The sequence below is a fragment of the Streptomyces sp. NPDC040589 genome (assembly GCF_055594445.1).
The window spans coordinates 795,374-814,085 of sequence record NZ_JBVIWP010000004.1; the positions used below are offsets into that span (position 1 = coordinate 795,374).

General features: G+C 72.0%; 19 protein-coding genes. 10 read left to right on the forward strand and 9 right to left on the reverse strand.

Annotated elements, in window-relative coordinates; genetic code table 11:
- Positions 1-16 precede the first annotated feature (16 nt).
- Both ACZ58V_RS21475 and ACZ58V_RS21480 read left to right on the forward strand, forming a co-directional pair.
- Entirely contained in the window at positions 17-628 is a 612-nt protein-coding gene (locus ACZ58V_RS21475; protein ID WP_471291448.1) for a TetR/AcrR family transcriptional regulator, read from the forward strand.
- Positions 629-705: 77 nt separating this feature from the next.
- The gene (locus ACZ58V_RS21480) at positions 706-1,443 is read left to right on the forward strand and encodes an SDR family oxidoreductase (RefSeq protein WP_471291449.1); all 738 of its coding nucleotides are present in this window, start codon (positions 706-708) and stop codon (positions 1,441-1,443) included.
- Positions 1,444-1,453: 10 nt separating this feature from the next.
- On the opposite strand, the gene sigJ is transcribed toward ACZ58V_RS21480, so the two are convergent.
- Together sigJ and ACZ58V_RS21490 are read right to left on the reverse strand one after the other, a co-directional pair.
- Entirely contained in the window at positions 1,454-2,368 is a 915-nt protein-coding gene (gene sigJ, locus ACZ58V_RS21485; RefSeq protein WP_471291451.1) for an RNA polymerase sigma factor SigJ, read from the reverse strand.
- Positions 2,369-2,439: 71 nt separating this feature from the next.
- Positions 2,440-4,119, reverse strand: coding sequence for an NAD-dependent malic enzyme (locus ACZ58V_RS21490; protein ID WP_471291453.1), 1,680 nt, complete (start codon positions 4,117-4,119; stop codon positions 2,440-2,442).
- A gap of 117 nt (positions 4,120-4,236) precedes the next feature.
- Here ACZ58V_RS21490 and ACZ58V_RS21495 point away from each other — a divergent pair, with 117 nt between their 5' ends.
- The 8 genes from ACZ58V_RS21495 to hypA all read left to right on the forward strand — a co-directional run bounded on the left by ACZ58V_RS21495 (position 4,237) and on the right by hypA (position 10,730).
- Complete coding sequence (locus tag ACZ58V_RS21495) at positions 4,237-5,772, forward strand: hypothetical protein (RefSeq protein WP_468196374.1); 1,536 nt, start codon at positions 4,237-4,239, stop codon at positions 5,770-5,772.
- Between the two features lies 1 nt (position 5,773).
- Positions 5,774-6,865 carry an NADH-quinone oxidoreductase subunit B family protein gene (locus ACZ58V_RS21500; protein WP_468196377.1) on the forward strand — a complete coding sequence of 364 codons (1,092 nt, stop codon included), beginning with the start codon at positions 5,774-5,776 and terminating at the stop codon, positions 6,863-6,865.
- Between the two features lie 73 nt (positions 6,866-6,938).
- Complete coding sequence (locus tag ACZ58V_RS21505; RefSeq protein ID WP_189725117.1) at positions 6,939-8,732, forward strand: nickel-dependent hydrogenase large subunit; 1,794 nt, start codon at positions 6,939-6,941, stop codon at positions 8,730-8,732.
- Positions 8,725-9,294: a NifU family protein gene (locus ACZ58V_RS21510; protein WP_471291455.1), complete on the forward strand. Its 570-nt coding sequence runs from the start codon at positions 8,725-8,727 to the stop codon at positions 9,292-9,294. Before ACZ58V_RS21505 ends, ACZ58V_RS21510 begins: the two co-directional genes overlap by 8 nt.
- The gene (locus tag ACZ58V_RS21515) at positions 9,291-9,887 is read left to right on the forward strand and encodes a DUF5947 family protein (protein ID WP_468196383.1); all 597 of its coding nucleotides are present in this window, start codon (positions 9,291-9,293) and stop codon (positions 9,885-9,887) included. The genes ACZ58V_RS21510 and ACZ58V_RS21515 overlap by 4 nt, the downstream gene beginning before the upstream one ends.
- A 42-nt stretch (positions 9,888-9,929) precedes the next feature.
- Positions 9,930-10,136 carry a hypothetical protein gene (locus ACZ58V_RS21520; RefSeq protein ID WP_189725120.1) on the forward strand — a complete coding sequence of 69 codons (207 nt, stop codon included), beginning with the start codon at positions 9,930-9,932 and terminating at the stop codon, positions 10,134-10,136.
- A 32-nt stretch (positions 10,137-10,168) separates the two neighbouring features.
- Positions 10,169-10,366 carry a hypothetical protein gene (locus ACZ58V_RS21525; RefSeq protein ID WP_189725486.1) on the forward strand — a complete coding sequence of 66 codons (198 nt, stop codon included), beginning with the start codon at positions 10,169-10,171 and terminating at the stop codon, positions 10,364-10,366.
- 7 nt (positions 10,367-10,373) lie between these two features.
- Positions 10,374-10,730, forward strand: a complete 357-nt coding sequence (gene hypA, locus ACZ58V_RS21530; protein ID WP_471291457.1) for a hydrogenase maturation nickel metallochaperone HypA — start codon at positions 10,374-10,376, stop codon at positions 10,728-10,730.
- Between the two features lie 50 nt (positions 10,731-10,780).
- On the opposite strand, the gene hypE is transcribed toward hypA, so the two are convergent.
- From hypE to ACZ58V_RS21565, 7 genes are read right to left on the reverse strand one after another with little or no spacing between them, the layout of a single operon-like run.
- On the reverse strand, positions 10,781-11,851 hold the full coding sequence (gene hypE / locus ACZ58V_RS21535) for a hydrogenase expression/formation protein HypE (RefSeq protein ID WP_471291459.1): 1,071 nt from the start codon (positions 11,849-11,851) through the stop codon (positions 10,781-10,783).
- Positions 11,844-12,986 carry a hydrogenase formation protein HypD gene (hypD, locus tag ACZ58V_RS21540; RefSeq protein ID WP_471291461.1) on the reverse strand — a complete coding sequence of 381 codons (1,143 nt, stop codon included), beginning with the start codon at positions 12,984-12,986 and terminating at the stop codon, positions 11,844-11,846. Before hypD ends, hypE begins: the two co-directional genes overlap by 8 nt.
- Positions 12,983-13,264 (reverse strand): HypC/HybG/HupF family hydrogenase formation chaperone, encoded by a 282-nt coding sequence (locus tag ACZ58V_RS21545; RefSeq protein ID WP_184595505.1) that lies wholly within the window; start codon positions 13,262-13,264, stop codon positions 12,983-12,985. The genes hypD and ACZ58V_RS21545 overlap by 4 nt, the downstream gene beginning before the upstream one ends.
- 3 nt (positions 13,265-13,267) lie before the next feature.
- On the reverse strand, positions 13,268-15,592 hold the full coding sequence (gene hypF, locus ACZ58V_RS21550) for a carbamoyltransferase HypF (protein ID WP_471291463.1): 2,325 nt from the start codon (positions 15,590-15,592) through the stop codon (positions 13,268-13,270).
- Positions 15,589-16,332 carry a hydrogenase nickel incorporation protein HypB gene (hypB, locus tag ACZ58V_RS21555; RefSeq protein ID WP_471291465.1) on the reverse strand — a complete coding sequence of 248 codons (744 nt, stop codon included), beginning with the start codon at positions 16,330-16,332 and terminating at the stop codon, positions 15,589-15,591. The genes hypF and hypB overlap by 4 nt, the downstream gene beginning before the upstream one ends.
- 38 nt (positions 16,333-16,370) lie before the next feature.
- On the reverse strand, positions 16,371-16,958 hold the full coding sequence (locus ACZ58V_RS21560) for a hydrogenase maturation protease (RefSeq protein ID WP_471291466.1): 588 nt from the start codon (positions 16,956-16,958) through the stop codon (positions 16,371-16,373).
- Positions 16,955-18,691: a hydrogenase maturation protein gene (locus ACZ58V_RS21565; protein ID WP_468196399.1), complete on the reverse strand. Its 1,737-nt coding sequence runs from the start codon at positions 18,689-18,691 to the stop codon at positions 16,955-16,957. The genes ACZ58V_RS21560 and ACZ58V_RS21565 overlap by 4 nt, the downstream gene beginning before the upstream one ends.
- Positions 18,692-18,712: the final 21 nt, after the last annotated feature.

Here is an 18,712-nt window from a genome sequence, read left to right on the forward strand (position 1 = left end):
CGAGGGGAGCCGCAGGGTGTCCACCAAGGTGCGCACGGCAGACACGCGCGAGCGCATCCTGACCGCGGCGTGCGACGTCATCGCCGACATCGGGTTCGAGAAGATCCGCATGCGCATGGTCGCCGAGCGTGCCGGAGTGTCGACGGCGCTGCTCCACTACCACTTCGACACACGCGAGAAGCTGTTCACCGAGGCGATGACCCACTCGTTCGCCCACACGGCCGGCGGCCTCGAACGTGACGCGGAAACGGCTTCGGCGGCGGTCTTCCTGGCCCGCATCCTGCGCAACCTGCTGCCGGCCGATCCCCAGCTCCACCAGGACTGGCGGCTCTGGCAGGAACTGTGGGTCAGGGCGCTGCGCGACGAGGCCACCCGGGTCTTCGCCGTGGACCTGTACGCGCAGCTGCACGCCTGGGTGGGGGACGCGGTACGGCGCGGCATCGACTCCGGCGAGTTCACGCCGACCGATGTCGACGACCTCAGCACGCTCGTGCTGTCCCTGAGCGACGGCTACGGCATCCGCCTGATGCTGCGCGACCCGACGGTCACCCTCGACACGGCGCTCACCTCCGTCTGGCGCCACGTCTCCACCGCACTCGGCCTGCCGGACACCGTCCCGACTGAGTGAATCCCCGCCGGCTGTCACAGACCCGGACGCCGCCCTGTCTCTCTGGTGAGTCAGCCAACCAGCGAACGGAGACAGTGATGAACATCGTGGTCGTCGGCGGTACGGGCCTCATCGGCTCGCAGGTGGTGACGCTGCTGCGCGACAGGGGACACGAGGCCGTGGCCGCCGCCCCCACCACGGGCGTCGACACCCTCACCGGCGAGGGACTGGCCGAGGCCCTCAAGGGAGCGGACGTGGTCGTGGACGTGTCGAACTCGCCGTCCTTCGACACCGAACCGGCTTTGGACTTCTTCACCCGCTCGGCGCGGAACCTGTTCGCCGCCGAGAAGGAGGCGGGCGTCCGGCACCATGTCGGACTGTCCATCGTCGGTGTCGACCAGGTGCCCGGCTACGGCTACTACGAGGCCAAGGTCGCCCAGGAGAACGCCGTGCGCGACAGCGGCGTGCCCTACAGCCTCGTGCGCGCCACCCAGTTCTTCGAGTTCATCGCCCCGGTGATGGACATGTCCACCGAGGGCGGCGAGGTGCGCCTGCCGTCCCTGCGGCTGCGTCCGATCGCCTCCGCCGAAGTGGCCGCAGCCGTCGCCGAGGCGGCGCAGGGCGAACCGTCGAACGGCATCCGCAACATCGCCGGACCCGAGACACACGGCCTCGACCGGTTCGGTGAGATCACCCTGGCGGCGAAGCCGGACGGCCGCACCGTCGTCACGGACGAGACCGCCGGCCTGTTCGCGGGGATGCCCGACGTGCTCACCGGCGACGAGACCGCGCACCTCTCGGCCACCCGCTACGAGGAGTGGCTCGAGCAGCACTGAGGCCAGGAGGCTACGGGCGGTCGGTGAGCCTGCGGGCCGACCGCTCGTACGCCCTCAGCTTGTCCGGCGTCAGCACCCAGTAGAGCCCGTCGATGCCGTCCGGCCCCACGGTGGCGCTCACCAGCGCGACAGCCACCCCGTCCTGGGCGAGCAGCAAACTGGGCTGTCCGTTGGCCTGGACCATGCCGTAGTCGGCCCCGGGGAAGAACTTCTGGGCGAAGGCCGTCACCTTGGCCACACGCCTGGCCCCCACGATCTCCAGCCGCGCTACGCCGCGCATGCCGTTGCCGTCCGCACAGGCGACGACGTCCGCCGACAGCACGGTCTCCAGCGCGGCCACGTCACCGTGCCGCGCGGCGGCCACGAAGGCGTCGAGCAGGCGCCGGTGCTGCGCCGTGTCGACCGGTTCCCGGCGCTCGGCGGACAGCCGCTTGCGGGCCCGGCTGACGATCTGCCGCGTGTTGGCCTGGCTCAGCTCCAGCATGCCCGCGATCTCGTCGTACGCGTAGTCGAACGCCTCTCGCAGCACGTACGCCGCCCGCTCCACGGGATTCAACCGCTCCAGAACCAGCAGCACGGCCAGCTCCAGCGCCTCGCCGCGCTCCGCGCCGACCTGCGGATCGACGCTCGTGTCCACGGGCTCCGGCAGCCACGGCCCGACATAGGCCTCCCGGCGCACCCGTGCCGACCGGGCCACGTTGATCGCCAGACGGGTGGTGATCGTCGCCAGGAACGCCCCGTGATCGAGCACCGCGCCGCGGTCGGCGCCCTGCCAGCGCACCCACACGTCCTGCACCACGTCCTCGGCCTCGGACACACTGCCCAGGACGCGGTAGGCGATACCGAACAGCCTGGGACGCAAGCGCTCGAAGGCGTCCGCCGCCGCGTCCAGCGCGTGGTCGTCGAGGGGCTGCCGCTGGTCCATGCTGCCGATGCCTCCGGGGTCGACCGTCGTGTGTCCGACAGTACGTCCCCCCGGAGCGCCCGGATGAGTTCCTAGGCCTCGTAGCGGGGTGTCCACTGCGCCTGTGCGACCGCCTTGCGCAGCTCCTCCTCCGTCGCCCGCGGGGCCACCCCGTCCTCGACGGCGGCGAGGGCCGCGGCCAGGGCGATCTCGCGGGCGGAGTCCCGCATCCCGGTCAGGGGCGGCAGCAGCGGCACGGGCCCGTCCTCGCCGTCCGCCGCCCGCACCGCGCACTCGGCGACGGCGCGGGCGGCGGCCACGAGCATGCGGTCGGTGACGCGGGTGGCGCGGCTCGCGGTCACCGCGAGCCCCATGGCCGGGAAGACGTACACGTTGTTGGACTGCGCCACCGGCACCTCGTGCCCGTCCACCGTCAGCGGCGGGAAGGGCGAGCCGGTGGCGATCAGCGCCCGGCCGTCGGTCCAGCGGGTGAGGTCGGCGGGCTCGGCCTCGGAGTGGGAGGTGGGGTTGGAGAGCGGGAAGACGACGGGCCGTTCGCACGTCGAGGCCATCTGCCGCACGATCTCCTCGGTGAACGCGCCGTGAGCCGTCGACAGCCCGATCAGCGCCGTCGGCTCGACGCGGCGCACCACCTCGGCGAGGCCGGTGCCGTCCCAGTCGGCCACCTCGCTGTCGTCGCGCGCGAACATCCGCTGCTGCGGAGTCAGTTCGGAGCGCGAGGACACCAGCAGGCCGTCCACGTCGAGGATCCAGAACCGCGCCGTGGCCTCGTCCTCCGACAGCCCCTCGTCGACCATCGCCGTACGGATCATGTCGGCGACGCCGATGGCCGCCGAGCCCGCGCCGAGGATCACCAGCCGCTGGTCGGGCAGCGGGGTGCCGGCCACGTCCGCCGCGGTGGACAGGGCGCCGAGCGCGACGGCAGCGGTGCCCTGGATGTCGTCGTTGAACGTGAGCAGCCGGTCGCGGTAGCGGGCGAGGATCGGGTGGGCGTGGGCGGTGGCGAAGTCCTCCCACTGGAGCAGCGTCCCGGGCAGCTCCGCCTCGACCGCCGACACGAAGGCCTCGATCATCTCGTCGTACTCGGCGCCGGTCAGCCTGCGGTCACGCCGGCCCAGGTAGCGCGGGTTGTCCAGCAGCGCCTCGTTGTCCGTGCCGACGTCCAGCAGGATCGGCAGCGTACGGGCGGGGTGGATGCCGCCGATCGCCGTGTACAGGCTGAGCTTGCCGATCGGGATGCCCATGCCGCCCACGCCCTGGTCGCCCAGTCCCAGGATGCGCTGTCCGTCGGTGACGACGATGACGTCCACGTCGTGGTCCGGGTACGGGCGGTTGCGCAGGATGTCCCGGAAGCGGTGCCGGTCCTCCCAGCTCAGGAACAGCCCGCGCGGCCGCCGGTAGATCTCGCTGAAACGCTGACAGGCCTCACCCACCGTCGGCGTGTAGACGACGGGCAGCAGCTCCTCCAGGTACTCGGTGACCAGACGGTAGAAGAGCACCTCGTTGGTGTCCTGCAACTGCCGGAGATAGATGTGCCGGTTGAGGGGCTTGTCGTAGCCGTGGAACGCCTCGTAGGCGCGGGCGACCTGCTCGTCCAGGGTCTCCACGGCGGGCGGCAGCAGCCCGTCGAGCCCTAGCTCCGCGCGCTCGTGCCGGCTGAAGGCGGTGCCCTTGTTGACCAGCGGGTCGGCCAGGGTCGTGACGGCGGGGCTCGTGGTCGTGCGGGGGTGGTGATTCATGGGCTGGTCCATGAGGTGACGACTTCCCCACCCCGAACGGCCCAACCGAATGAGCCGGAGGAGGCGGAGGTGGATGAGCGGTGTGACCGTGGTGGAAGGGATGCGTGCACACACGGACGAGGAGGCGCGATGGCGGAGGGACTGGTCGAGGGCGGCAGGGAGTGCGCTGCCACGACGGGCTTGGCGGAACAGCCGCCGGAACGGTCCCTGGGCGTCTTCGAGCAGCTGAGCGCCGTCGCCGACGCCGTCCTCTACGAGGGCTACCTCCTCTACCCCTACCGCCGGTCCTCGGCCAAGAACCGCGTCCGATGGCAGTTCGGGGTGCTGTTCCCCCGGGACTGGGTGGAGTCGGACGGCCCCGTTGTCCCCGGCGTGTCGGGCTCCGCCGACTCCTGGTACCAGCAGACCGAGTGCCTCCTGCGGATCCGGCGGCCCGGCAATGCCTCCGTCCGTGTGCGGATCCGCTACCTCCAGGCGCAGCGCAAACAGGTGGAGGACAGCGGCCACCAGCCCGTCGCGTCGCTGCGCACCGACGACGGAACGGTGCATCTGACCTTCGACGAGGCGGTACCGCGCGCATGCGAGGTCGTGGTCCCCCTCGACGAACTCCTCGCCACGGGACGCACCGTTCCCGTGGGCGCGGCGGCCGGCGTGGACGTCGAGCCGCTGCCCGGGGGCGCCGGGCGGGTGGTACGGCACCGCGACGAGGTACGGGCCGAGACCATCGTCACCGCCGAGCGCCTCACCGACGACCTCTGCCGGCTTCGCGTGCGGACGGCCAACACCGGGCCCGCACCGGAAGGACGGACCGCGCGTGACGAGGCCCTGCGCCGGGCCCTCATCGCCACCCACACCCTCATCGGCGGGGACGGGGTGGAATTCGTCTCGCTGACCGATCCGCCGACGGACCTGGCAGCCCCCGCGCGCTCGTGCCGCAACGAGTTCACCTTCCCCGTCCTCGGCGGCGAAGCCGAGGACGCCGGGCACCTCCTGCTGTCCGCGCCGATCATCCTGCCCGACCACCCCCAGGTCGCCCCCGAGAGCCCGGGCGACCTGCACGACGCCGCCGAGATCGACGAGATCCTCACCCTGCGCACGATGCTGCTGACCGACGAGGAGAAGCGCGAGGCGCGGGCCACCGACCCCAGGGCCGCCGCGATCCTCGACCGGGTCGACACCATGCCGCAGGAGGTCTTCGAGCGGCTCCACGGCGCCGTCCGCTCCCTGGCACCGGTCGCCCCGGCGACCGCTCCGGCAACCGCCGAACGCCCCGCCTGGTGGCAGGAGGGCGCCGACGGCGGTCTCTCGCCGACCACCGACACCGTGCTCGTCGACGGCGTGCCCCTCGGCGGCGGCAGCCGCGTCCGGCTCCGTCCCCGCGGACGAGGCGCCGACGCCCAGGACATGTTCCTGGCCGGCCGGACCGCCGAGGTCGCCGCCGTCTTCCACGACGTGGACGGCAGCGTGCACCTCGCCGTCACCCTCGACGACGACCCCGCGTCCGAACTGCACACCTGGTACGGACGCTTCCACTACTTCCGGCCCGACGAGCTCGAACCGCTCGAGCCCGCCGGAACCCCGGACGAGCCGTCGGCACCGGCTCCCGTCGCGGCCAAGGGGCCGCACACGACCGACTCCGAGACCCCCGCAGCGGAGGCCGAGTGACATGACAACGAACAGCAGTACAGCCGAGGTCAGCAAGGAACCCGATCGCGCCGAGGACCGTCAGGGCTTCGACGAGATCACCATCCTCTGGATCTCCGAGGGCATGAGCTGCGACGGCGACACCGTCTCGCTGACCGCCGCCGACCAGCCCTCCATCGAGGACCTGGTGCTCGGTCTGATCCCGGGCCTGCCGAAGGTGAACCTGGTCAACAAGGTGCTCTCCCCGAGCCTGGGCGGCGAGGACTTCCTCGCTCCCTACCGGGCCGCCGTACGCGGCGAACTGGCCCCGTTCATCCTCGTCATCGAGGGCTCGGTCCCCAACCAGAACATCATCGAGGGCGACGGCTACTGGACGTCCTTCGGCAACGACCCGGAGACCGGCGAGCCGCAACCCCTGAACTGGTGGATCGACCAACTGGCCCCCAAAGCCTGGGCGGTGGTGGCCGCAGGCACCTGCGCCACCTTCGGCGGCATCCACGCCATGTCCGGCAACCCCACCGGCTGCATGGGCCTCGCCGACTACCTGGGCTGGGACTACACCTCGCAGGGCGGGCTGCCCATCGTCAACGTGCCCGGCTGCCCCATCCAGCCCGAGAACTTCATGGAGACCCTGATCTGGGTCCTCTACCACGCGGCCGGTTCCGCGCCCCCGCCGCCGCTGGACCACATGCTGCGCCCGCAGTGGCTGTTCGGGAAGACGGTCCACGAGGGCTGCGACCGCGGCTCGTACTACGAGCAGGCCAGCTTCGCCAAGGACTACAACTCGCCCAAGTGCCTGGTCAAAACGGGTTGTTGGGGTCCGGTCGTCAACTGCAACGTGCCCAAGCGCGGCTGGATGGCCGGCATCGGCGGCTGCCCGAACGTCGGCGGCATCTGCATCGGGTGCACGATGCCCGGCTTCCCCGACGCGTTCATGCCGTTCATGGACGAGCCCCCGGGCGGAACCCTGTCGTCCCTGGCCATCAAGCCCTACGGGGCCGTCATCCGCCGACTGCGCGGCGTGACGAACGAACTGGTCAACCACGAGCCCAGGTGGCGCCACAACAAGCGCAACCTGACCAGCGGCTACGACCCGCGCTGGCGGCCCTCGTGACCCGCGCCGCGCGCTCGGGCGCGCACGCCACCACCACCCACCGGACCACCTACAGCGAGGGGCAGTACCGCAGATGACCACCACCGAGGCCCGGCCCACGGAGCGCAAGCCCCCACAACTCGTGGACATGTCCTGGGATCCGATCACCCGGATCATCGGGAACCTGGGCATCTACACGAAGATCGACTTCGCCAACCGGGAAGTCGTCGAATGCCACAGCACCTCGTCGCTGTTCCGCGGCTACTCGGTGTTCATGAAGGGCAAGGACCCGCGCGACGCCGGGTTCATCACGTCCCGGATCTGCGGCATCTGCGGCGACAACCACACCACCTGCTCCGACTACGCCCAGCAGATGGCCTACGGCGTCAAGCCGCCCCCGCTGGCCGAGCACATCGTCAACCTCGGCGAAGCGGCCGAGTACATGTTCGACCACACGATCTTCCAGGACAACCTGGTGTTCGTGGACTTCTGCGAGGCGATGGTCAAGGCCACCAACCCCGGCCTGCTGGCCCGCGCCGAACGCACCGACGCGCCCCGCGGCGAGATCCACGGCTACCGCACCATCGCCGACATCATGAAGGCCTTCAACCCCTTCGAGGGCGAGGTCTACAAGGAGGCCCTGAAGGTCAGCCGGGTCACCCGCGAGATGTTCTGCCTGATGGAGGGGCGGCACGTCCACCCTTCCACGCTGTACCCGGGCGGTGTCGGCACGATGCCGCAGCCGACCGTCTTCACCGACTACCTCAGCCGGCTCATGCGGGTCATCGACTTCGTGAAGAAGGCCGTCGCCATGAACGACGACGTCTTCGACTTCTTCTACGAGGCCCTGCCCGGCTACGAGGAGGTCGGCCGCCGCCGTGTCCTGCTGGGCTGCTGGGGCGCCTTCCAGAACCCCCAGACCGTCGACTACCGCTACGAGACGATGAACTCCTGGGGCAAGGACATGTATGTCACCCCCGGCATCATCGTCGACGGCGAGCTGGTCACCAACAACCTCGTCGACATCAACCTCGGCCTGCGGATCATGCTGGGCAGCTCGTACTACGAGGACTGGGTGAACGAATCGCCCTTCGTCACGCACGACCCGCTCGGCAACCCCGTCGACATGCGCCACCCGTGGAACCAGACCACCGTCCCGGTACCGCAGAAGCGCGACTTCGACGACAAGTACAGCTGGGTGATGAGCCCGCGCTGGTACGACAAGCGGACCGACGCGCACCTCGCCCTCGACACCGGCGGCGGCCCGCTCGCCCGGCTGTGGTCGACCGCGCTGAGCGGCATCGTCGACACCCCGTACGTCAAGGCCACCGGCCACAGCGTGCGCATCTCGCTGCCCAAGGGCGAGTCCCTGCCGGAGACCACCCTGGAGTGGCGCATCCCGCAGTGGAGCAACACCATCGAACGCGACCGCGCCCGGCCGTACTTCGTCGCCTACGCGGCCGCCATGGCCCTGCAGTTCATCGAAGAGGCCATGGGGATGGTGCGCGCGGGCGAGACCAAGGTGTTCGAGAACTACGAGGTGCCCGACGAGGCGATCGGCTGCGGCTTCCACGAGGCGGTGCGCGGCGTCCTCTCCCACCACCTGGTGATCAAGGACAAGAAGATCGCCAACTACCACCCGTACCCGCCCACCCCGTGGAACGCCAGCCCCCGCGACATCTACGGCACCCCCGGTCCGTACGAGGACGCCGTCCAGGGCCAGCCCATCTTCGAGGAGAACGGGCCGGACGACTTCAAGGGCGTCGACATCATGCGCACCGTCCGCAGCTTCGACCCCTGTCTGCCGTGCGGTGTGCACATGTACGTCGGCAAGGGCAAGACGCTCACCACCCTGCACTCGCCGACGTACGGGGCGAACCATGGCTGAGGCCGCCGGCGTACGACTGGCCGACCCGGACGTCGAGGCCCGGCTCGCCCGGCTCGACGGCCTGCTGGAAGGCCTGGAGTCCGCGCCCGGCCCCACCACCCGCTCCGCCACCGAGGCGGTCGCGCTCCTGACCGAGGTCTACGGCGAGGCACTGGCCCGCGTCATGGACCACGCGGACGGGCCGCTGGCCGAGAACCTGGCCGGCGACGAGCTGCTGGGCCATCTGCTGGTCCTGCACGACATCCACCCCGAGCCCGCCGAGCGCCGTGCGGCCCGCGCGGTCGAGCGGCTGCGGCCCGCCGTCCAGGAGCGCGGCGGCGACGTGGAGTGGGCCGGGGTGGAAGGGCAGGTCGCCCGGGTGCGCCTGACGGCGGGCGGCGGGTGCGGCTCCGGTTGCGGGAGCGGTGGCGGTGGCGGTGGCGGAACATCCGAGGTCACCGACGCGGTCCGTGCGGCGGTCCTCGCCGTGGCTCCCGAGCTGACGGCGGTGGAACCACTGCCGAGCACGCCGGCCCCCGCGTTCGTACCGCTGACCACCCTGACGCACAGGGACGCACGGTGACCACCGACGGGGCACTGGCCCGCCTCATCCGGACCTCGGCCGACCGTACGGCGGCGGCCGAGAGGGAGGTGTGCGACCTGTGCGCCGCGCCGCTCGCCGAGGAGCACGCCCATCTCCACGACAGCGGGCAGGAGGAGGTGCGCTGCGCCTGCCGCCCCTGCTCGGTGCTGTTCGCCGAGGCCGGGGCGGGGGACGGCCAGTACCGGCTCGTGCCCCGGCGCCGGGTCCGGCTGCCGCACATCGACACGGCGGTGCTGGGCGTACCGGTCGGTCTGGTCTTCTTCGTGCCCCGGGCGGACGGCACCGTCACCGCGCAGGGCCCGAGCCCGGCCGGGGCCATGCGGTGGGAGGTGGAGGCGGCGGCCTGGCAGGAACTGGCCGGTACGGTTCCGCAGCTCGCCACCGTGGAACCCGAGGTGGAGGCCCTGCTGGTGAACACCGTCCACGGTCTCGATCACCACTGGATCGTGCCGGTCGACGACTGCTACCGGATGGTCGCGGTCGTACGCCGGGAGTGGCGTGGCCTGTCCGGCGGCGGACGGGTCTGGCCCGCCGTCGAACGGTTCTTCGAGGACCTCACCGAGCGGTCATGAGCACGCCCTCCGCTGGTCGGAGGCGAGGAAGGAGAGCACCCCATGGGCAGCATCAGAGTGGGCCGGCCCCAGGCCAGGCCCGACACCCCCGGGCACGTCGCCGGCCTGCACCAGGGCAACAAGGGACGGTACGCGCAGCAGAAGGGGCACCACGAGGACGGCACCGCCGACGCGCGCCGCTCCACGGGGATCCACTGGAAGCGGCATGACGCCCTTGTGGAGACCATGCCGAACATCTCGCCGGCATGATCCGGCAGGAGAAAGAGCAGGGAGTCGCCGCAATGAAGGTCAAACGAGCACGCAGACCCGTCGCGCGCAGGCGCGGCGGGATGAGCGGACAGCGGGTGCTGAAGGCCGAGGCCGTCCTGGTGGGCGGTGTGGCCCTGGCCGCGCTGTGCTGGGAGTGGCCCAGTCTGAGGCGGGAGATGCGGATCTGGCGGATGTCCGGCGGTTTCCGCGCGGGCAACCGGTATCCGTGATCCGGCCGTGCACGAGCTGTCGATCGCGACCGCGATCATCGAGCGGGCCGACGAGCTGGCCCGGGCGGACGGCACGGACGCCGTCTCGACGGTGACCGTCCGGGTCGGCGAGCTGGCGGGCGTCGTCCCCGACGCCCTCGGTTTCGCCTTCGAGGTGGCCCGCGACGGCACCGCCCTCGCCGGGGCCAGGCTCGTGGTCGAGCAGATCCCCGGGCAGGCCTGGTGCGGCCCGTGCGCCGAGGAGTTCCCGGTGGGCATGCCTCCGTTCTTCTGGTGCCCGCGCTGCGACCAGCCCTCCAACGATCTGCGCAGCGGCCGGGAGCTGGAGATCACGGGTATCGAGCCGCTACCGGCCTCCGCATAGCGCGAGAGGGCCCCGCCGACACCTTCGGCGGGGCCCACTCACATGCCCGGTCAGCAGATGCGCGGCAACTGCTCGCCGAGCGGCAGATCCACCACCCGCGTGCCGCCCAGACCGGTGGCGACGACCACCATCCCGGGGTGCTCGGCGACGCACTCGCCGATCAGCGTGGCCCCGGCACCCTGCGGATGGGCACGCATCGCCGCGAGCACCTCGTCCGCCGCCGACGGGGGCACGAAGGCGACGAGCCGGCCCTCGTTGGCGACGTACAGGGGGTCGAGCCCGAGGAAGCCGCAGGCGTTCGCCACGGCGTCCGGCACCGGAACGGCCCGCTCCTGAAGCCGGACGCCGGTCCCGGAAGCGCGGGCGATCTCGTTGAGGGATGCCGCCAGGCCACCCCGGGTGGGGTCGCGCAGCACATGGATGTCCGGGGTGACGGCCAGCATCGCCGCCACCAGATCCGCCAGCGGTGCGGTGTCACTGGCGATCTCGACCCCGAACTCCAGCCCCTCCCGCACACTCATGATCGCCACCCCGTGCAGACCGATCGGCCCGCTGACGATCACGGCGTCACCGGGCCGCGCACGCTGAGGCCGGATGTCCACGCCATCGGGCACGAGCCCCACCCCGGCGGTGGTGACGTACACCCCGTCGCCGTGCCCGGACTCGACGACCTTGGTGTCACCCGTGGCGATCGTGACCCCGGACGCCTTCGCCGCCGCACCCATGGCGCGCGCGATCCGCCCGACGACGCTCAGCTCCACGCCCTCCTCCAGGACGAAGGCGGCGGAGAGGTAGGCCGGCCTGGCGCCGCTCATCGCGAGATCGTTGACCGTGCCGTTGACCGCGAGGTCACCCAGGCTGCCGCCGGGGAAGAACAGCGGCCTGACCACGTAGGAGTCGGTGGAGAAGGCCAGCCGCGCGCCGCCCAGTTCGAGGACGGCGGAGTCGGCGAGACCGGCCAGGGTGGCGTTGCCGTAGGCGGGGACGAAGACCTGCTCCATCAGCTCCGCCGACAGCGCGCCTCCGCCGCCGTGCCCCATCACCACGACCGGCTGGTCGCGCAGGGGAGCGGGACAGGTCCAGTTCGCCGGGTCGACGGTGTCGGCGAGTTGTTCAGGCAACTGGGTTCATCTCCTCCCGCGCGGCCGGCTCGGCCTGCGGTGTCGCGGCGTTCATCCGGCGGTACAGGTAGTAGGCCGCGCAGGCGCCCTCGCTGGAGACCATGGTGGCTCCGAGCGGGGTGCGCGGGGTGCAGGTGGTGCCGAACGCCTCGCACTCGGTCGGCTTGATCAGCCCCTGGAGCACCTCGCCGCTGCGGCACTCGGCGGGCTCCTCGGTGCGGATGCCGGTGACGTCGAAGCGGTGCTCGGCGTCGTACGGGCGAAAGGCGTCGGTCAGCCGCCAGCCGCTCAACGGGATCGGCCCGATGCCGCGCCAGTTCCGGTCGGTGACCTCGAACACCTCCTCGATCATGCGCACCGCGGCCGGATTGCCCTCCTCGCGCACGGCACGCGGATACGCGTTCTCCACCCGGTGCTCACCGCGCTCCAGCTGCCGGACCGCCAGACGGATGCCCTCCAGGATGTCCAGCGGCTCGAAGCCGGTCACCACCATCGGCACGCGGAACCGCTCGGCCAGTTCCGGGTACTCCGCCATGCCCATCACGCTGCACACGTGCCCGGCGGCCAGAAAGCCCTGCACCCGGCAGGCGGGCGCCGTCATGATCGCCTCGACGGCCGGGGGGACCCGCACATGCGAGACCAGAAGGCTGAAGTTGGTCAGGCCGAGGCGTCTCGCCTGGTGCACGGCCATCGCGTTGGCGGGGGCCGTGGTCTCGAAGCCGATCGCGAAGAACACCACCTCCCGGTCCGGGTGGCGGCGGGCCAGCTCCAGGGCGTCGAGCGGCGAGTAGACCACCCGTACGTCGCCGCCCTCGCCCTTGACCCGGAACAGGTCGCGGTCGGTGCCCGGCACGCGGAGCATGTCCCCGAACGAGCAGAAGATCACGCCGGGCCGCGAGGCGATCTCCAGCGCCTTGTCGATGACCTCCAGCGGTGTGACACAGACGGGGCAGCCGGGCCCGTGGATCAACTCCACCTGCTCGGGCAGCAGTTGGTCGATGCCGTGCCGGATGATCGAGTGGGTCTGTCCGCCGCACACCTCCATCAGGGCCCACGGCCGGGTGGCGGTGGCGCGGATCTCCTCCAGCAGCCGCCGGGCCAGATCGGGGTCGTTGAACTCGTCGATGTACTTCACGCTGTTCCCGCCTCCTTCGCCGCCTGCTCCCAGGCGTCTCCGAACTCCTCCTCCAGCAGCCCCAGTTCCTCGAAGAGCTTCAGCGAGGCCAGGGCCGACTCCTCGTCAAGACGCTGGAGCGCGAAGCCGACGTGCACGATGACGTACTCGCCCACCCGCACATCGGACACGTACTCCAGGCACGCCTGCTTCTGCACTCCACCGAAATCGATCAGTCCGGTGAGCGGATCCGCGCTGTCGTCGATGGCCACGACCTTGCCGGGCACTGCCAAACACATGGGTCACTCCTCCTGTCGTAGGTGCGCCGCGACCACCAGCTGGCCGAGGGCCAACCCGCCGTCGTTCGGCGGGACTTCGCCGTGGCGGAGCACCGCGAAGCCGTCTTCGGACAGCAGTCGCGCGCACTCCTCCTCCAGCAGCGCGTTGGCGAAGACCCCGCCGCTGAGAGCGACGGTGGCCAGGCCGGTGTCCTGACGCGCACGCCGGCAGATCTCCGCGACGGCCCTCGCCACCGCACGGTGGAAGCGGGCGGCGAGCACGGGGGCCGGAGTGCCGCGCCGCAGATCGGCGACGAGCGCGTTCAGTACGGGCGCCGGGTCGTACGTACCGGCGGTGAAGCCGAAGTCGTAGGCCGAGGTGCCCTCGCCCCAGGCCGAAGCGGCGGCGGCCTCCAGCTCCAGGGCGGCCTGCGCCTCGTACCCCGCGCGATGGCACACGCCCACCAGGGAGGACACGGCGTCGAAGAGCCGGCCCATGCTGGAGGTCGCCGCACAGGCCACCCCTCGCGTCACCTGCTGCTGCACAACGGCCAGTTCATCGGCCGCGCAGGCGGTCACACTGGGCAGATCCGCGTCCCACGCCAGGCCCGCCGCCCACAGCCGGGCCAGGGCCAGGCGGCACGGGTTGGCCACGCCCGCGTCCCCTCCGGGCAGCGGGGCGGGGGCCAGATGGGCGAAGCGCCGGTAGCCGGTGTAGCCGGCGAGCAGGATCTCGCCGCCCCAGACGGTCCCGTCGTCGCCGTAGCCGGTGCCGTCGAAGGCGATGCCGATCACGGGTGCGGTGCCGTCGAGGCCGTGCTGGGCCATCGCCGAGGCGATGTGCGCGTGGTGGTGCTGGACGAAGACGGGCGCGATCCCGTGGGCTCGCCGACGTGCCCACCGCGCGGAGTGGTATCCCGGATGCCGGTCGGCGGCGACGAGTTCGGGGGTGACACCGGTCAGGGACCGCATGTGCGCCTCGGCCCGCCGGGCCGCCTCCAGGGTGGTCAGATCGCCCATGTCGCCGATGTGCGGGCCGAACCAGGCGTGGTCGCCCTCGCCGAGGCACAGGGCGTTCTTCAGATCCCCGCCCACGGCGAGCGTCGGCCGCACCGGGACCGGCAGCCGCAGCGGGCGGGGCACGTACCCCCGGGACCGGCGCAGCACCTGCTCGGTGCCGTCGGAGCGTACCCGCAGCAGCGAGTCGTCGCAGGGCGAGGAGATGGGCCGGTCATGGGCGAGCCAGGCGTCGGCCAGACCGGCCAGCCGGGTCAGTGCCTCGTCGTCCTCCGTGACGATCGGTTCGCCGGAGCGGTTGCCGCTCGTCATGACCAGCATGCGCGGGCCCGGCGGATCGCCGGGCAGGCCGAACAGCAGGGTGTGTACGGGCGTGTAGGGCAGCAGGACGCCGAGGTGCGGGCTGCCGGGACAGACACCCGGCGCGAGGACTGCCCGCTCCGCTCGCCGCCGCAGCAGGACGATGGGGCGCCGGGCGCTGGTGAGGGCGGCCTGTTCAGCCGTGGAGGGGTCGGCGATCCGCCGTACGGCGTCGAGGTCCGCGCACATCACGGCGAACGGTTTGCCGCCGCGCGCCTTGCGGGTGCGCAGCGTCTCGACGGCCCGTGCGTCGGTGGCGTCACACGCCAGGTGGTAGCCGCCGAGGCCCTTGACGGCGACGATCCGCCCGGCGGCCAGCAGCGCCCGTGCCCTGGCCAGGGCGTCGGCGTCCCGCGCCGGGCGGACATCGCTGCCGGAGGCGGGCACCAGACGCAGCCGGGGGCCGCAGCCGGGGCAGGCCACGGGCTGGGCGTGGAAGCGCCGGTCGACGGGATCGCCGTACTCCCGGCCGCATTCGGCACACATCGGGAAACCGGCCATGGTCGTGACCGCCCGGTCGTACGGCATGCCCGCGGCGATGGTGAAGCGGGGCCCGCAGTGGGTGCACGTGACGAACGGGTGCCGGTGACGCCGGTCGGCCGGATCGGCCAGTTCCCGCAGGCAGTCGGGGCAGGTCGCCGTGTCGGGCGGGAGGAGGGTGCGGCCGGGGGAGCGGTCGGTGGAACGGATGCTGAAGGTGTCGTCGGCGCCGCTGACGGGCAGCTCCTCGAACCCGACGCCGGTGACCGTGGCCAACGGCGGCGGCTCCTGGGCCAGCCGGTCGCAGAAGTCGGCGATGCCCTCCGGCGGTCCCTCCACCTCGATGAGGACCCCGCTCGCCGTGTTGCTCACGAACCCGGCGAGCGCGAGATCGGTGGCCAGGCGGTGCACGAAGGGGCGGAACCCCACGCCCTGCACCGTGCCGCGCACGGTGACGCGGCGGCGCACCGCCTGGGTGGCGGGCGCCGTCACGAGACGAGGCCGGCTTCGGCGCCCTCGTGGGAGTGGGAGTGGGTGTGCGGACGGGGCGCCAGAGGAGGCCGGTGGACAGGGGCACCGTCCCGTACGGCGAGCACCCGCTCCAGGAGGGTGTCGACACCGTCGTCGGTCCGGGCGCAGGAGAACAGGAGCTCCACCCCGGGGTTGACCCGCTGGACATGGGCGGCGAAGGCGGCCTGGTCGAACCCGGCGGGCCCGGCCAGATCCACCTTGGTGAGCACCACCAGATGGGCGGACCCGAAGGCCGTGGGGTACTTCAGCGGCTTGTCCTCGCCCTCCGTCACCGCCATGAGCACGATCCGCAGGCTCTCGCCCAGGTCGTAGGAGGCCGGGCAGACGAGGTTGCCGACGTTCTCGACGAACAGCAGCGAGGTGCCCTCGGGCAGCCAGCTCTCCACATGACCGCGCAGTTGCCGCGCCTCCAGGTGGCACAGACCGTCCGTCAGCAACTGCTTCACCGGGGCTCCCGAGCGGGCGAGCCGGTGGGCGTCGTTCTCGGTGGCCAGATCGGCGGTGAGCGCGGCCACCGGAAGGCCCCGCTCCACCGCCCTGGCCAGCACCCGCCCGAGCAGTTCCGTCTTGCCGCTGCCCGGGCTGGACAGCAGGTTGACCACGCTGACGTCCCGCCGGGCCAGCTCGTCGCGCAGCCCCGCGGCCAGAGAGTCGTTCTTCGCCAGGACGGCCTGAGTGACCTCTTCCATGGAATCGCACATGGGCGCCGCTCCTCGCGTTCGGTAGGGAAATCAGTCCGCTACCGATCCTCCGCGCCGCCGGTCGCGGTGCCCGGCAGCCCGGCCGACGACAGGGCGGCGGATTCGTCCGGGCGGCTCAACGGAGGCGTGGCAGCCGGGTCGGCGAGCAGCACCGGGACCATGGTGTGCAGCGCCGCGACCGCCCGCCCGACCGCCTCGCGCACCGTCGCGCTGATGCCCGGCGCGATGTCCTCGTCGGCGGGTGCCCGTAGCTCGGGCTCGCAGGCGAGGACGAGGACACGCGGCAGCGGCTCGTCGCCCAGGTGGGCGGCCAGGGCGAGGACCTTCGCCGGGTCCATGCCGTGTGCCTCGGGCGGGGCGCCCCCCGAGGGTCCGTCGGGCAGGTCCGGCTCGACCAGCGACAGGGTGCCCGGCTCGTGTCCCCGTACCGCCGCGTCGACCAGGACTGCCGTGTCGTAGCCGTCGAGCAGTTCGTACGCCAGATCCATCCCGCGGATGCCGAAGTCCCGCACCCGCACCTCGGGCGGCAGCGGGTTCCGGTCCAGGGCGCGGATCACCTCGGGACCGAAGGCGTCGTCCGCGAGGAAGATGTTGCCGACACCGGCGACGAGCAGCCGCGTACTCATCGCGCACCTCCCAGGGGCCTCGGGGAGCCGGTCGGGAGCTTGCGGACGAAGGCGGACCGCAGCGCGTGGTACGGGGCCTGACGGTCGAAGAAGATCGTGCGCATGCGGGCGAGTTCGGTCCGCCGGTATTCGGCGAGGGGGCGCTGGAGCTCGTCCGCGTGACGTGCCGTGGTCTTGGCGGTGATCCGGCCTGGGAGGTCCGGGTCGCCGGCGACTGCGGCAGCCAGTCGCTCGATCTCGGTCGTGAACTCCCCCGCAGGGCCGGGCACCAGACGATCCACCAGCCCGATCCGTGCGGCCGTCGCGGCGCTCACCGGCAGCGCCTCGCTCGTCAGCCGCTCGGCCGTCTCGGTTCCCACACGGCGCGGCAGCGAGTACGTCCAGTACTCCGAGCCGTACAGGCCCATGGTGCGGTAGTGCGGGTTGAGGACGCTGCCCGTGCGGCACCAGACCTCGTCCGCGGCCAGGGCGAGCATGACGCCGCCGGCCGCCGCGTTGCCGCCGAGCGCCGAGACCACCAGCCGGTCGGTGGTGCGCAGCACGGCCTCGACCACGTCGTTCATGGCGTTGAGGTTGGACCAGGACTCGCCCGCCGGGTCGCTCGACGCCTCGATCACGTTGAGATGGATGCCGTTGGAGAAGAAGTCGCGGGCGCCGCCGAGCACCAGCACCGAGGTGGGGCGGCTGAGCGCGTACCGGTAGGCGGCGAGCAGCCTGCGGCAGTGGGTGGTGCTCATCGCCCCGCCGGGGAACGAGAAGGTCACGAAGCCGACCTGACCGTGCTGCCGGTAGCGGATGTCGGTCCAGGTGGCGCGGTCCGGGGGCAGTTCGAGCGGCGCGGCGATCTCGGGCAGCCAGTGCGGGCGGTCGCTCGAGGTCGGCATGCCGTGGGATCCGGGCGGGGCCGGGAAACCGGCCAGGACCGAGGCCGCCGGGCGGCGGAACGGCGCCGGGTCGCCGGAGCTCTTGCGGGGGCGCAGCTCCGGGATCCACACCGCGCCGTCCCGGGTGGCCCGGCAGACCGCGCCGGACCGGGTCGCGAGCAGCTCCCCGGGCTCACCCCGCAGCCGGTCCTCGGGGTGTCCGCCGTGCAGGAACACCTCCCGGCCGCAGATCTCGTCCCGGACGCCGGGCTGTGAGTCGGCCCCGCGGAGCTTGCGCAGCACCGTCCGGGTGGTGTCCCGTTCCCAGTCGATCCGCCGCTGCTCCTGGCGGAAGAAGTCCCGCCACACCACCTGGATCCCGGGCTCGCTCTGCGGGCGCGGTTTGTACGAGCCGTCGGCGTAGCGCCGCACGGCCTGGAGGACCGCGGCTGTCGCGGCGTCGGCGGCCTCGTTGCGGTACACGCTGCTCTTGCCCGCCGGCGGCACCGGGAAGGACTCGTCCGCCCACACGTCGCCCGCGTCCATCGCCGCCTCGGCCTGAAGCACCGTCACGCCCCACTCCGGCGCCTCCTGGGCGATCGCCCAGTCCAGGGAGGACGGCCCCCGGTCGCCGGGTGGCCCGGGGTGCACGATCAGACAGGTGTGCTGCTGCCACACGTCCTCCGGCAGGGCCGTCTTCAGCATCGGGGCGACGACCAGGTCCGGGCGCACCTCCTGTACGGCGGCCCGGACCGCGTCGGCGCCGTGCGAGGCGAGGACGACGTCCACCCGGTGCCCCTCGTCCGAAAGTTCCGCGTACACACGCTGGGACAGGCTGTTGAACGCGCTGGCGACAAGCAAGATGTCCATGACATGGCATGCTCGCCGTTC